The organism is bacterium, assembly GCA_013360215.1.
GTDB lineage: Bacteria > CLD3 > CLD3 > SB21 > SB21 > JABWCP01.
Map to the genome: position 1 here is coordinate 1 of JABWCP010000015.1, position 15,630 is coordinate 15,630.

A 15,630-nucleotide genomic window follows, 5' to 3' on the forward strand; every position below is an offset into this window, starting at 1 on the left:
CAAACCGACAAACCCTAACATCAGCAGGCGAAACCACCACGTTTGCCAAAAAGGCGGTGTGATGACGATCATTACCGATGCACCGTCTTCATTCCACACGCCGTCATGATTGGATGCTTTTACACGAAAGATATATGCACCCGGATCAAGATTGGTGTAACTCACATACCGGCGCGTGCCGCTGTACAACCATGTTTTGTCAAATCCTTCCAGTCGGTAAGCATACTGATGTTTTTCCGGCGCATGATACATAAGGGCTGAAAATTCAAAAGCAAATGCATTGCCCGCGTACGGCAATACGATCTGCTGCGATTCCGTGACGGATTGTTTTAGCACGCCGTTAGGATCAACCGCGATCGGTTGATTGGCTATATGAAACTGCGTAAGCACAACGGATACCGGCATCGTATTATCCGTAATGCGGTCAGGATGAAAAGCGTTGAACCCTTGTATTCCGCCAAAAAACATTTCACCGTTTTGATTTTTAAAAAATGCGCCGGCATTAAATTCATTACTCTGTAGACCGTCTTTGGTATCGTAATTACGAAAAGCCGAAGTTTTCGGATCAAACTTGGACAGCCCGCCATTGGTACTCATCCATAAACAACCTTTTTCGTCACGAAGAATGCCATACACCACATCGTTGGCCAGACCGTCGCGTTCACGAAAATGTTGCGTAATACCTGTGCGCGGATCGAACCGATTCAAACCGCCGGCCGTTCCCAGCCAAAATATATGTTGCGTCGTATCCGGCAATATGCAAAGTACGATGCTATTGCTTAGGCTTTGCGGATTAGCCGGATCATAATTATAAACCGTTACGGATTGCCCGTCCGCTGATATACAATTTAACCCGCCCCCCTGCGTTGCCACCCAGACTTTACCGTCCCGGTCCTGATAGAGCCCGCGAATAATATTAAAACTCAAACCCGGTTTGGTTTGCGGGCTATACTGCTGCAAAACTTTTCCGGATTTTTCGATGCGAAATACACCGTTATTATTAGTACCTACCCAGAATATATTTTTATCTCGGCGGTCTTCGATCACATAACGAATAAATTTGATATTCGGGTTGGTTGAAGGCTCAAACAACCCGCGATCCGTATCCATCCGTTGCAAACCGGATTTATTGGTTCCTACCCAAAAAATACCTTCACTGTCTTTGAACAAAAAACGAACGGAATTATCACCGATCGTATGGCGAACTCCCGGCGTATTGACATAGGAACGAAAGGTCTGTGTTATGCGATCCCAGCGATTAAGCCCGCCGCCATTGGTACCGATCCAAAGTACTTTTCCCGAATCCGCCGGATCTTCAAAAATACAATACACACTATTGTGGCTTAGGCTATTGGTATGATCCGGATCATGTCGGTACGACGCAAAACGTATGCGTTGCGGATCGTATTTGCTAATTCCCCCGTCACGATGCCCAATCCAAATTACACCGGTATGATCTTCTGTCAAACGCAATATCAGGTTATTGCTTAGGCTGTGTGCATCACCCGACTCGGTTTTGAACTGTAAAAACTTGTTTTGTTCTGGCGAAAAGAGAAATAATCCTCCGCCTTCGCTGCCGACCCAAATACGCCCTGCACGATCACAGTATAACGTCTGCAAATCATCTTCGGTAAGGCCGTGTTTCGAGGCGTCTGCTTTTTTAAAATTATTCTGAAGACGCCAAACTTCATCATACATATATAGACCGCCACCGTATGTCGCAACGTAATACCAACCCCGTCGGTCTTTCACCACCGATCGCACACTGTTCTCCGACAAACGATAGTCACCGGCAGCTTCACGATGATAACGTACGACGTGGCGCCGGGTAGGATCGCAAATATATAAACCCGAATTGGTCGAAAGAAAAAAACGGCTCCCGCTTTCAATTTGCAAATTTTGAACCGACGACATGTCATCGGCAGAACGCGGATTCCATCGTTCCTGTATCTTTCCGTTTTCATCCACACGCAGGAGTATGCCGCGATCCGTTGCACACCATAGATGCCCCGTGCTGTCTTCAGCCATATTTTCAATACGATACCCCGCGATGGTCGCCGTATCGTCACTACGCTTGAATCGTAAAAATTTTTCATCGCGCGGATCGTAGCGATTTACGCCTTCCAAAGTCATCACCCAAATAAACCGACGACTATCTTCGTAGAGAGCGTTGATGTAATTATTGGATAGCGACGTGGAATCAAACGGATCGTTTTTGAAAATGCGAAATTGATACCCATCGTAACGGTTGAGCCCGTCCTCCGTACCGAACCACATAAAACCGCGACGATCCTGCATCATCCCAAAAATGGTGGTTTGCGATAAACCTTGTTCAACGGAAATCCGCTCTACATATAAGCGTTCTGTCTGCGCCGCTAAAAAAGCAACATTCATCCACAACAGCATCGAGGATGCGAATTGAAACAGTTTTGCAATGCGGCCTGTATTCATATCCTGTTTACACTCATACCATGAGTCGGTTTTGAACTAGTTCACACCGATACGATCGGCAAGTTTTTCGATATGACGCGGCGTCGTACCACAACAACCGCCGATTATTTTTAATTTGTACTCCGATACCCACCCTTCCATACGCGAAGCAAAATCATCGGGTGTCATCGCAGGCTTTGATTGTTCCGGAAATATATTGGCATAAGCGCCGATCGGGATATCACCGGCCGTATCTTTCAATACATCCAGCGTATGTTCCATGATTTCTACGCGCATACAGTTGAGCATGAGTGCAGCGGGATTATATGTTTTAATACGCAGTATGGCTTTTTCCAAAGATTCACCGCTGAGCAGTTGCGTATCATTGCGTGCAATAAAGCTGACGGCAACGGGTAAGCCGGTCTGAACGGCATATTCCGTTGCAATGGCGGCTTCATTCATATTATTCATCGTCTCGATCAAAATCAGATCCGGCCGCGCTGCATACAGATCATCAATACGCCGATGGTGGTCATCGCGTAAAACATCGTCCGCCGGTGCACGTTCCGGATGATAACAATCCTCCACCGGTCCGATCGATCCGGCGATAAAAACCGTACGATCCCGTGCCACACTTTCGATCGCTTCGCGAACGGTGTCAACCGCTTTGCAGATAAGTCTTCTCGAATCATTATGGAGTTGCTCGGTCATGAGCGTTTGGCGATTTAGGCGAAACGTGTTTGCTGTGATGATCTGTGCACCGCGCTGTATGTACTCCGCGTGAATAGTCCGCAAAACGGATGTGTACTCATTTTGAAGGAGTGCCACGGCGGACCACAACGGTAAAACACATGGAACGCCGCGACGTTCCAATTCAGAACCCGTTGCACCATCCAAGAGCAGTGGCTTCGCATCCCGAAGTCGATCAACCCAAGCGATCATAAAATAAATGACCGCCGGTTGTACACCGGCGGTAGTATTGGAAATGATTTACAAATTTTGCAAAGCGGAAAGATTGGATCGAAGTTTTTCTACGGTCGCGCGAAAATTATCCAATTTAGCGCGCTCTTTTTCGAGAACCTGTGGCGGCGCTTTGGCCACAAAACCTTCATTGCCTAATTTTTGTTCGATACCACCGATCTGACCTGAAATGCGGTCAATCTCTTTTTGTAAACGTGTACGCTCCACTTCAAGATCAATCACACCCTCTAACGGTAAATAGACTTCCGTACCATTCACAACTGCACTCGCTGCGATGCGGGGTTTATCCGCTTCGACGGCCGCCGTGATTTTTTCTACCCGCGCAAGTCCCGCAAGTGCCGATGTATTAGCATTGTACAGCGCCGCATCCTGAGGTGTAACACAACGCAGAACGAGATCTGTTTTTTTGGATGGTGCGATATTCATCTCTGAACGAATATTACGGATCGTAGTAATCGTATCCCGCAATTGCTCCAGATCTTTTTCAGCTTCCACGCTGATGTAGGACGCTTCGCACTGCGGCCACGGTTGGATCATAATACTTTCACCGTCGGTGCGCGGCATCAGACGTTGCCATATTTCCTCGGTCACAAAAGGCACGATCGGATGCATCAACCGCAATACACCGTCGAGAATATACAACGCCGTGGATAACGTTTTTTCTTTGATCTCCGGAGTGGCATTGTACATACGATCTTTGATCAGCTCAAGATACCAATCGCAATAATCCGCCCAGAAAAAACGATAGACCGAATCCATCGCTTCGTGCAGTTTGTAATTTTCGAGTCCGGTAGTAATACCTTCAACGGCACGATGATATCGGCTCAGTATCCACCGATCGGCGAGTTCAGTGATCGCGTTCGAAAGCGGCAGTTGCGGTTTAGCGCTAGGTAGCTGCTCCTGATAGTTCGCCAAAAAACGAAACGCATTCCATACTTTATTGGAAAAATTGCGGCCGAGTTCAAATTGGCGTTCCGCGAGATTGATATCCTGACCTTCGGCACTGAGATCAACGAGCGTAAATCGCAACGCATCGGCCGAATATTTATCAATCACGGCTATGGGATCAATGCCGTTACCGAGCGATTTGCTCATCTTGCGGCCGAGTTCGTCACGCACGATACCATTGAAATAAACCTGACGAAACGGAACTTTACCGGTAAACTCCAACCCGGCCATAATCATACGTGCAACCCAGAAAAAGATAATATCCGGACCGGTCACCAAAAGGCTCGTCGGATAAAATTTTTCCAGATCTTTTGTTTGATGCGGCCAACCCATAGATGAAAAAGGAACCAGCCACGAAGAAAACCATGTATCCAGTACATCTTCGTCCTGACGTAAATCGGAAACCGTTAGCTGCGCATTTTTTTTCTTTAGTATCGCCAAGGCTTCATCGGCATTACGTGCTACGGCGACACTTCCGTCCGGCGCGTAAAATGCCGGTATCCGGTGACCCCACCAAAGCTGACGAGAAATACACCAGTCGCGAATGGAGGTCATCCAATGCTCATACGTTTTAATCCACTTCTCCGGATGAAACCGTATATCACCTTTAAGAACGGCCTCCAGCGCAGGTTTAGCCAATTCGTCCATTTTCAGAAACCATTGTTCCGAAACCAACGGTTCGATGGGCACATTTCCGCGCTGCGAATAACCGACGCGATTTAAGTGATCCTGAATTTTTTCGACCAATCCTGCCGATTCTAAATCGGCAACCACAGCTTTGCGTGCGGCAAAACGCTCCATGCCGCGATATTTTTCAGGCACGTTTTGATTCATGGTCGCATCGGCATGCATGATATTAAGAAACTGCAGCTGATGACGTTTTCCGAGTACAAAGTCATTCGGATCATGGGAAGGCGTTACTTTCATTGCGCCGGTACCGAATTCTTTATCCACATAGTCGTCGGCGATGATCGGTATTTCACGTCCCACTAACGGAAGTATCACTTTTTTTCCGATCAGGTGTTTGTAACGCGCATCGTCCGGATTGACGACGACGGCCGTATCACCCAGCATCGTCTCGGGGCGTGTCGTGGCAATGACGATATGTTCGGCGCTGTCTTTTACAGGATAACGGAAATAATACATCTTTCCGTTGATCTCCTTGTATTCCACTTCTTCATCGGAAATAGCCGATTGCGAATACGGACACCAATTGACGATATACTGACCCTTATAGATCCAGCCTTTATTGTAAAAATGTATGAATACTTCTTTGACGGCCTCTGATAGTTTTTCATCCATCGTAAACCATTCGCGCTCCCAATCGCAAGAACAACCCATTTTTTGCAATTGTCCGACGATCCGCGCGCGGTACGTCTCTTTATGCTTCCACACTTCATTGACAAAGGCTTCGCGGCCTAATGTTTTTCTTGAAGTCCCTTCTTTCGCTAATTGTTTTTCGACGACGGTCTGCGTTGCTATGCCGGCATGGTCCGTGCCCGGGGTCCACAGCGTTTCAAATCCCTGCATCCGTTTGAAGCGTGTATAAATGTCTTGCACGGAATTGTTATAAGCATGCCCGATATGCAATGCACCCGTTACATTGGGCGGAGGGATGACAATAGTAAAAACCGGTTTAGCGCTATCGGCATGGGCTTTAAAAAAATCATGCTTCAGCCAATACGCATACCATTTGTCTTCAGAGGCTTTGGGATCGTAAGCTTTCGGGATTTCAGTCTTTTGTTGTGCTTCGCTCATAGTAAAACCGACGTGTACCTGATGAATAATGAATTATTTTTGTGGAGTGAATATAGAAGAACGGCATGACAAATAAAAGCGGGTTCTACAGCGTATTTCTGTTGGCTCCAGAATATTACCCGATCATCCCGGACACCGAGTAGGCACGTGAGAGATACACCAAGATGCCCATATTAGAATTTATAGCTCGCCAAGACACCAAGTCGCACTAAAAAATTACTTAGTACTTTGCGACTTTGTGTGAATATTACGCAACCATATAGTAGTATCCCGAATATCAGGACATCCAGTGGAAACGAAAGCGATACACGGATGGGTCATTATTTATTGTTTCTAGACGGCGAAACCCATGCATTGCCATCAATAAAATAACGCCATTTCTTCTCCATCCCTACGCGAATGCCGATACGCGGCGACGTTTTTATTTTTGCATGGTATCGGTCATCAGAAAGATACAGATCGTCGGTCGTCAGATCGGTTCCATTATGGGATTTATCAATGCCCAACGCTAAACATAGTTTCCCTGGTCCGTTACTCAAAGCAAAGCCGCGAGCCATAACACGGTTAGCTTGCATGCGTTCTACGCCATCAAGCGGTTCAACCGCCCGGATCAGGCATGCACCGGCTGTACCTTCTTTTTCGCATACGACATTGGCACAGTAATACATCCCGTAAATAAAATACACATACAGATGGCCGGGCACGCCAAACATTATTTTATTTCTTGGCGTCAAACCGCGGTACGCATGCGACGCCGGGTCATCACCGGCACGATAAGCTTCTACTTCGACAATACGCGCCGACATCGTCCCGTGATGCAAAATTTTTCCTAATAATTCGGGAGCCACTTCTAAGGTAGGCCGCGCATAAAACGAACGCGGAAGCGGTTTAGGCATGATGGGTTTGTTTGTCGTGTTTAAACCCTTGATGAATTTCCTCTAATAGAAAATCCACCTGTAACATAAATCGTTCCGATGCACAACCGCGGCGCTTGCACTCACGGCAGGGGATTTTCAATTTACAATCCACTTCGTTTTTATGCAGGGTTTCAATCTCTCCGAACGCTTCATAGAGATCGCTTTCGTTTTCTTCCTGTTTACGTTTCGGTTCGTTTTCCGTCATCAATTTACCCCATTTGATACGAAGCATCTCTTCAAGGTCTTTGATACGGCCAAGAAACTGACTGATCGTATTACGCCAGATCATCACAGCTTTATTGAGTACGGCTTCATCCACTTCGTCTTCAACACCGGATTCTTCTTCAAACTTGAAACTTTTCAGATCAAGAATGTGTCGCACCATACCTTGAATCTCTTCAAATTCCGTAAAAAGCTCACGTTTGGTATCGCTGTAAAGCGCATTGATCGAACCTTCAAAATGCTCGATCGCTTGACGAATCACACCCTGCGCGACGGTTGCCGATCCGGATTCGAGATTTTTGGCTTCTTTGGCAAAAAGCTGAAGATAATTCAGCGAACCGCGCAACATAGTGACGGCTTCTTTTTGCGAATTGATACGACTGTAATTGAGAGACTGAAAGATCACGTCAAAATAAGCATTAACGCTGACTTCGATTTCCTTCATTTTTTTATTTAATCGTTCAGCTTCTTTGAGACGAATCTCCGTGGTACGTTGACGCACTCTTTCATCGGTGCTCTTTTCAAGCATCGGCAACACTTGCGATGAAATATGCCGCGGCGTCGAATCATCGGATACCAGATCAATAATGTCATCCGGCTGCAATATTTCCAACGCCTGCGCCCTCAGATCGGCATCTTTATCAAAATGAAGATAGGTAATCAGCGTAGCATTAAAAAGATCGGTCGGATCTTCCACGCACTTTTCCAACTCTCTTCGTTTGCGGTCTTGCAATACCTGTGTGAGTTGCCGACGTGCGGCATTGTGCTCATTCGTCTGATCCGCCCCCAGATCACCGCCCGCAGCCAGGTTACGAATTTCAAGATGAACCGCAGACTCCAGCATGCGAAAAATCGAAATCGCCGTTATTTTGGGTATAGATTCCCGCATGGTGTGTATGAGCGAATCATCTTCGAGCGCATTGATCAACGTTTGCACATCCAATGCAGAGACGACATTTTCTGCGGCCATTCGCACTTGCGCATCATCGTCAATGAGGTATGAAAACAATGTAATCAAATTAGCACGTTGTATCGGCTGCGTATTGGCCGTATGTATCTCGCGAACTTTGACGATACGACGACTGCGCCGCTTCATGACCTTTTGTGCAAGCTTGAGGATTTTATCATCTTCGCGATCGATGTCGCGTTCCTTGATCAGATTGATAAAATCATACAATACCTTGGTGGGCAACTGAGGATTACCAAAAACCGCTTCGAGAACATCCAGGTCGCGTTCAAACAACAAAAACACGATCAAATGTTGTACTTCGTTTTCACGGCCAAATTTGATGCGCTCCTGTTCACTAAAATCCAAGATGTGAACATATTTTCCTACGTCGCGGAAAAACGGATCGTTTTTCATCGCAATACGCGCATCGGGCGGTTGTTCATCTAAGTTTTTATAGGATTGAATATCAAACGGAAGCGACTGACGATAATAACGATGCAGGATTTCTTTATAATGAACATGATCCGATTTCGAAAATTTATCGTCCGTTTCGATCAGACGCTCCGGATCGGTGATATCCGGTGTATTTGTTATTTTAGTGTTTTCAGACATGATGTGCTGTTTCGGTTACATTCGAATGGTTTAACTCCATCACGGCGCTGATCGTATGCTGATGCGCGACATGTACTTGGATTTGCTCTTTCATCGCAGTAGTTTGCAAATGTTCTGTCATGGACGCCATCGCAAGATCCGGCATATTATTATGTTCACTCAGATGCGCCAGCACAAGCCATTGCAGCCTTGGGAACATCGTATCGCGCATCAATTCGCCGGCCTGACGATTGGAAAGATGGCCTACACGCGATGCGATACGCTGCTTCAGCGGCCAGGGATAACGTCCTTTCATCAGCATTCCCTCGTCGTGATTGGATTCCAAAATCAAGATATCCGAATCCTGAATGCGTGCTTTCACCAGTTCGGATGCATACCCCATATCCGTAGCGACGGTCACTTGCCTGTTGCCGCATTGGAACGAATAACCTACCGGTTCCGTGGCATCGTGTGAAATGGAAAACGGCTGCACCTGAAGTCCGTCGGCTTCAAATGTATCGGAAAACACATGCACCCTCGTCTGCTCCGGAATGCGATGTCTCAGATGGCGAAACGTTCCCGCATTGCAATGCACCATACCGCTAAAACTTTTCAATATTTTTTTCAGACCTTTGATATGATCATCGTGTTCGTGCGTGATAAAAATGTGTTGCAGTTCGTTGATCGGCGTAGCGACCGCCGTAAGACGATCCATCGTTTCTTCACCGCTCAACCCGGCATCGATCAGAACTTTAGTTGCACCGTACTGCAAAAACGTACTATTGCCTTTGCTTCCGCTGCCAAGTACGCATACGCGCACCGCATTGTTCGCTTCTGTTAACACACTATCTCCGTTTAGGGAAATTAAACTGAAACCGGGGCTGTAGTCAAGACATCAATTTTTTGAGAAGGTCTTCGGCTTATTTGTTCATCGAACGGCTTCCGGGCTTGATCGCCGGCAATGCGCCTTCCCGGCATAGGGGACATGTTTCGGGTTCATATTTGACTACATCCACAGAGACTAAGGAAAATTTAGGTACGCCAAACTCGGCGCGCCCGCCGCTGCGATCCACCAGATAACCGACGCCGACGACATTCGCATCCGCATCACGGCAAAGTTGAATCACCTCTTTGAGGGAACCGCCGGTCGTCACGACATCCTCGACAACCAACACGTTTTCATCGCGTTTGATTTCAAAACCGCGCCGAAAACGCATGGTGCCGTTTTCACGTTCGGAAAATATACAACGTGCATTCAGAGTGCGGGCTACCTCATGCGCTACGATGATCCCGCCTACTGCCGGTGCGGCCACGGCATGAATTTTTTTATCTTTATAATGCAATGCTATTTCACTGCACAACAGCTGTGCCCAGTTGGGATGCTGTAAAACGCGAGCGCATTGAAAATAATTAGGACTGTGTGCGCCCGAAGTCAGGATAAAATGACCTTCAAGTAAAGCGCCGCTTTGTTTGAAAATACCGAGTACTTCTTCCTGTTTCATCATTCGGTTGTATAGTTTTTAGATGAGCTGACTTGTTCGATATAATTCCACACATTAAAAAAATCATGCGATCCCGAATAATAAATTCCCAAAGCCGTGCACAAAACGATCAGCGCTCCGCCTAAAATAAATCCCGTACGCCACCAACTCGCATTAAAAAGTATTTGCGCTGCGCGGAAAAAACGAATCCAATGCCAGAAGAAAAACAATACGGCCGCCGTAGCTCCCAGGCTCAAGACAAAATCGGTTTTCATGAGACGATGGAAGACCACCACAAAGGGAATAAGATACAGAAAATGCGAACTGCTCCACGCCGCCGCGATAATACTTTGCTGGAAATTTACGTACGCCTGAAAAGGTTTTTGAAATATCATAAAGAGAAGCCCGATCACCGTGATGACCAAAGCGTAAATCATCGTCCACTCCAGCACAAAAAGTTCAGGACTCCATGCCAGGCCGTCTACCCAGGCTTTGAGGCCATTGCTGCGCAAGAACGTCGCAAGGTACTCATCAAACAAATGGTTCCGCCGCAATTCAAAGAAAACGATAGACAGCAATGCCGCGTACGCTAAGCTCGCAAGAAAGCCGACTAACAACGCCGGCCACAGTGTGATGACGCGGTTTTCGCGAATGTCACCAAAAAAGCTTACTACTTTGAACAACGAGCGGTGAACGCTGTTTTTAAATTTAGGACTTTGCCGGTAAAAACTGATAAACAAGACGACCAATATCAGTCCCGTGATCGGATACGTTTTGGGATATACGGGTTCGTAGGCACCGACGGCGATCGGCTCCAAAGCATCATCCGAATACAAGGCGCGCAATGTTTCAAACGCATAGCGCTCCTGACGATCGTAGGTCACGACGCCGGACGTATAGATTGTTGAACTCGCATTCGGATTGGCATAAAGATACGGGCGCTGTACGGCAAAATCATTGAACGAACGCACCACGCCGCCGGCCAATTTCCACTCGCCGGTCTTTTTATAAAAATCAGCCAACACCTTAGCCTGAAACTTGGTGGACATCGGGTCGCTGTAGCCATTCTGATTATTGGAAAAAATCTGCGCACCGTACACCGCGATCAGTGCACGTGTGGGCCACTTGGCCAGACTGCGCTGGACGAAAAGATTGGATACCAGAGGGTTATTGAGACGAATATCCAGCTGGACAATATCCACGTTGTCCATAAACGAATCATAACCGCCAAAAGCCGAAACGGCGAAAACGGGACGACGATCTTTATTTTTTATTTCGCCGACAATTTGCTGGAAATAATAATTGGCTGCGCCATCCGACGGATCGGGAGCAAATCCCACACCCCAGGCAAGGATACTCGGATTGAGATGCTCATATTCGACGATATGCCGATAGTATTTGCGAATATCTTCGACATAACTCGGCGAACGCATAATATCCGCCGTAAGTCGCCAGGATGGAATTTCATAAAACAAAAGCAAACCATAACGATTGCACAGTTCTACAAAATAAGGATGCGGCGGATGATGACGAAAACTCACGGCATTAGCGCCAAGGCGTTTGATTTTGAGAATATCCTGCTCCATCATCGCCCAGCTCATGGTGGTGCCCGCGCCCGGATAATCTTCATAATATTCGACGGCGCGTATCGTCACCGGTTGCGCATTGAGAAAAATATACTGGTCGTGCACATCGGCCTGGGCTATACCGAGTTGGTATTCGACACGATCAATCACCGTCGTGCCCTGTACTAAATACATTACAACGCGATAACGACTCGGCGTGATCGGGTTCCAAAAGACCGGTTTTTCTATTGAAAAACGTAATTGACGATCAACAAAATTGAAAACCGAAACCGTATCTTCTTCGTTTTGCTCGCGAATTTTCGGAATGTCCCACACGTTGCGATATTTTTTAAACCGATTTGTGTACACCGGTTCCGGATTATTTTCTTCAAACATTTCCAAAATATACCGCAGCGGCTGATTGGGGTTGATCAATCGTAATGTATCCACAAGGCGTAAACTGTATTCGTAATTACGCAAATGCCAATTGACCACAAAATCACATTTGCGCAAATCATTGGACAACGTATAACCTACGGTGTATTGATCAATAGCAACTTTTGGAAGACCTACGAGAAAGAGTTCACGGGTTATACCGCTGTACAATTTGGGTTGCAACAAACTGGTTTCACGGGGATAGCTGGTAAACGGATCAACACGCGAATCCACTGTAATTTCAATTTTGTTTTCCTGACCGATACGGATCAGATCTTCACGCAAGTCCGCTTCCAATCGCGTATAACTGTTATTGGCATTGGTGACAAATTCGCCATTGATGCGAATGTCGGCGCGGAAATTGATGCCTAAGCTGACAAAACGAAAGTGCTTATTACGAAAATCTTCGCCGGGAACGAACGTACGCGTAAATGTAACTTTGCCGCTATAATCATAAGAACTGGGAACAATAACCTTTCGTGAAACCCCTTCCACGGACATGGTCCACTCACCCGCCAAGTCTAAGAAGGCGCGGGTTTCGGTAAGATTGACATACTCGCGTAAGGTCTGGGGATCATAGCCGTTTTTTTCGCCGAGGATACGAAAATCATTTTGCGCGTGAACGAAAAGCGCGCAGCATAGAAGAGTGATGATACGAAAAATCATTCGCAGTACTGCTCCGGTCGCGGCCGTCATCGGCCGAATTTACATAATTCGTTTACCGAAAAGTGAAGCCATCATTTCGACGCCGACATGTGCCGTCGTGTTTTTAATATCAAGTATCGGATTGGTTTCAACAATTTCCGCAGAAATTACTTTTTTAGAATCGCACAGCGATTCCATGGCGAGGTGGGTTTCACGGTACGTAAGTCCGCCGGGTACCGGCGTTCCGACACCGGGAGCAATACTCGGATCCATACTGTCCGCATCAAAGCTCACATGAATGCCCGCGGTATCTCGCGCGGCTATATCAATGGCTTGTCGTATAATCCTGGACATACCTTGTTCGTCAATGTCGCGCATTGTAAAAACGGTGACCCCCATACGTCGGATATTATCAATTTCTCCGTCATCCAATGTACGAATGCCTACAAGTACGGTATTCTCAGGATTGACTTTGACAAATTCACCGCCGACACCGGTCAACTTGGGATGACCGTGTCCGAGTGATACGGCAAGCGGCATGCCGTGAATATTCCCTGAGGGCGAGGTATCGGGCGTGTTCATATCGCCGTGCGCATCGATCCAAATCACGCCGATTTTCTGATTGGTTTTTCTAAAATGACCGGATACGCCCGCCAGTGTGCCGATAGCGATCGAATGATCGCCGCCGAGCACAAGCGGTATATGATTATCGGCGAGGCATTTTTCGACGTCATCGGCGAGCGCCGTTACGGCACGCGTTACTTCATTGAGGTACTTGAGTTTTTCGTCGCCGACCCTAATGACTTCGGGGTTTTTGGTAACGATATCCCCCTTGTCTTTAACGGTGTGGCCTAATTCCTGCAGTCGCTCCGTCAAACCGGCCAACCGCAAAGCGGACGGGCCCATATCGGTTCCGCGGCGCCCTGCACCCAAATCCAATGGAACACCTATGAGACGAATGACGGACATACATTACCTCTGAAAATTTGAATTTTAAAACCGCGCGAATATACCCGTCCCGTGCCTAATAATCAAGCGTATAACCGATGCGCAGATAGTTCTGCGTCGCATCAAAACCTTTACGGTTACCCAAGTTTTGAATCATAGACAACTCATACTGGAGATATAAGGCGTGATGTGACCATGTTTCAAATGAGGTGTTTAACAACGCCGAGTTTCTAATTTCTTTGATACCCATGAGAAACCGTTTTTTCTGTTTACCGGAATCATCGTCGGTAAAACCGTATTCGTATCCAAACCGCTGAATATCGCCTTCTCCGTGGCGAATTCGCCTGAAACCTACCTCCGCCCGAAGACGCCGAGAGGGTTGATAACTTATTGAAAAATTCCATCGGTCGGAATTGGGTTGAAGCTGGCTTCCCAAACCGGCATCAAAATGCGTATAATTCAGCAATCGCCATTTATGCGCATACACAAAAGGTTCAATGCGTGAATATTCGATGCGCACACCGGCATCTTGGATCCCTATTGGTTCCGCCCAATAACCGCCGCCCATAACCGCCCAGGTTTGCTTCCAATATGTAAAAGGATTACGTGCCGATGTAAAATCATCAAGGTACACCGCACCGTACACTTTGGTTCGTCCGGGTAAAAAAGCAAGCACATCAAAACTCATTGTATTATTATCTTTGTCACCTAAATATTGTTCGGCGACATGGTAAGGAACAAGCGGGTTCAGATATGACAACTCTACGTCACGCCCTCCGTAGATCACACTTTCACTTCCGGCGAGAAAAAGCCAGGGTAGCGCTTTCCACTCCAAGCGATGCGCAACGATATATTTCCGATCGCTTAGATCTTTTCGTCCATTGACTGTATCACGATCATCCCTTAACCAACCGTGAACGTAGGTGAACTTGAAACGGCTATAGCTCACATCCAGTTTGATGTTTTCAAAAGAAGGTGCATGTCCCGATAAAAGGAGATTATCATAATATCCCGGCCCCCATGCCATATTATCTTTTCCGAATTGCAGGCGAAACCATTTTGGCTCGATAACGATATATGCATCGGAGTGTAACGCATAACGATTAGCACTGGCCGGATTATAGTTGAGCACACCGCCACGATAACTGCTCCCAAAATCGGTAGATTGTTCATCCCCTTTAACCAATGTATTGGACGCATCGGCATAAAAAGCAATGCCGCCTTTTATCAATCCTCGGACACGCCCACTACCTTTGGAAAGGCTTATCGTACCACCCAATGAATCATTTTGTTTGGAGAATCGTGTCAACTCGACGCTCTGGTCAATAACTAGATCACCAACCAAATAGCTGAATCCGTCTTCGTGCATTTGATATTCAAAAATATGTTTCTCACGCACATCTGATGTTTGTATGTTCTGCGTAGAGGCTAGTTCTAAATAAAATTCGCCTTTGAGCTTTTCAAATAAACTGCGTTCGGCCGATGTCAAAACATTCGCATCTGTTTTGATTTTGTCCTGCACTTCATTTATGATTTTAAGTACGGTTCCGCGGTCATACGGTTTGGTTCGAAGACGAATGGATGGCGATACAACACCCCGTGTCTCAAGATGCTCTATCAAATCGTATCCGAAGTGCCCCATCGGAAGGTTAACAGACGGCCCTGTATGTTGCGCCCACCCTGAGCAGGGCATTAAAAAAGCGGCTACGAGCACCGCCAAACCTGTCGGAACTATGTACTTTTGACAATGAAACACCAAC

Annotated in this window: 10 protein-coding genes; all 10 read right to left on the minus strand. The window is 46.8% G+C overall.

The window, feature by feature from the left end; all coding sequences use genetic code 11:
* The coding region (locus HUU58_10345) for a histidine kinase (GenBank protein NUN46069.1) at window positions 1–2,451 on the minus strand (2,451 nt) is incomplete at its 3' end.
* A gap of 36 nt (window positions 2,452–2,487) precedes the next feature.
* Window positions 2,488–3,372: a homocysteine S-methyltransferase family protein gene (locus HUU58_10350; protein NUN46070.1), complete on the minus strand. Its 885-nt coding sequence runs from the start codon at window positions 3,370–3,372 to the stop codon at window positions 2,488–2,490.
* Between the two features lie 48 nt (window positions 3,373–3,420).
* Window positions 3,421–6,117, minus strand: coding sequence for a valine--tRNA ligase (locus tag HUU58_10355; GenBank protein NUN46071.1), 2,697 nt, complete (start codon window positions 6,115–6,117; stop codon window positions 3,421–3,423).
* Window positions 6,118–6,437: 320 nt separating this feature from the next.
* Window positions 6,438–7,013 (minus strand): DNA-3-methyladenine glycosylase, encoded by a 576-nt coding sequence (locus HUU58_10360; protein ID NUN46072.1) that lies wholly within the window; start codon window positions 7,011–7,013, stop codon window positions 6,438–6,440.
* Window positions 7,006–8,817, minus strand: a complete 1,812-nt coding sequence (locus HUU58_10365) for a hypothetical protein (GenBank protein ID NUN46073.1) — start codon at window positions 8,815–8,817, stop codon at window positions 7,006–7,008. Before HUU58_10365 ends, HUU58_10360 begins: the two co-directional genes overlap by 8 nt.
* Window positions 8,810–9,640 carry an MBL fold metallo-hydrolase gene (locus HUU58_10370; protein ID NUN46074.1) on the minus strand — a complete coding sequence of 277 codons (831 nt, stop codon included), beginning with the start codon at window positions 9,638–9,640 and terminating at the stop codon, window positions 8,810–8,812. Before HUU58_10370 ends, HUU58_10365 begins: the two co-directional genes overlap by 8 nt.
* A gap of 76 nt (window positions 9,641–9,716) precedes the next feature.
* Complete coding sequence (locus HUU58_10375; protein ID NUN46075.1) at window positions 9,717–10,298, minus strand: orotate phosphoribosyltransferase; 582 nt, start codon at window positions 10,296–10,298, stop codon at window positions 9,717–9,719.
* Window positions 10,298–12,943, minus strand: a complete 2,646-nt coding sequence (locus HUU58_10380; protein NUN46076.1) for a hypothetical protein — start codon at window positions 12,941–12,943, stop codon at window positions 10,298–10,300. The genes HUU58_10375 and HUU58_10380 overlap by 1 nt, the downstream gene beginning before the upstream one ends.
* Before the next feature lie 39 nt (window positions 12,944–12,982).
* Window positions 12,983–13,891 carry an arginase gene (rocF, locus tag HUU58_10385; GenBank protein NUN46077.1) on the minus strand — a complete coding sequence of 303 codons (909 nt, stop codon included), beginning with the start codon at window positions 13,889–13,891 and terminating at the stop codon, window positions 12,983–12,985.
* Window positions 13,892–13,946: 55 nt separating this feature from the next.
* Window positions 13,947–15,626 carry a hypothetical protein gene (locus HUU58_10390; GenBank protein ID NUN46078.1) on the minus strand — a complete coding sequence of 560 codons (1,680 nt, stop codon included), beginning with the start codon at window positions 15,624–15,626 and terminating at the stop codon, window positions 13,947–13,949.
* Between the last annotated feature and the right edge of the window lie 4 nt (window positions 15,627–15,630).

Bases quoted from the DNA above. Each gene is read 5' to 3' on its own strand.
- HUU58_10350 (NUN46070.1), bottom strand. From the start codon at position 3,372: ATGATCGCTTGGGTTGATCGACTTCGGGATGCGAAGCCACTGCTCTTG.
- HUU58_10355 (NUN46071.1), bottom strand. From the start codon at position 6,117: ATGAGCGAAGCACAACAAAAGACTGAAATCCCGAAAGCTTACGATCCC.
- HUU58_10360 (NUN46072.1), bottom strand. From the start codon at position 7,013: ATGCCTAAACCGCTTCCGCGTTCGTTTTATGCGCGGCCTACCTTAGAA.
- HUU58_10365 (NUN46073.1), bottom strand. From the start codon at position 8,817: ATGTCTGAAAACACTAAAATAACAAATACACCGGATATCACCGATCCG.
- HUU58_10375 (NUN46075.1), bottom strand. From the start codon at position 10,298: ATGAAACAGGAAGAAGTACTCGGTATTTTCAAACAAAGCGGCGCTTTA.
- HUU58_10380 (NUN46076.1), bottom strand. From the start codon at position 12,943: ATGATTTTTCGTATCATCACTCTTCTATGCTGCGCGCTTTTCGTTCAC.
- rocF (NUN46077.1), bottom strand. From the start codon at position 13,891: ATGTCCGTCATTCGTCTCATAGGTGTTCCATTGGATTTGGGTGCAGGG.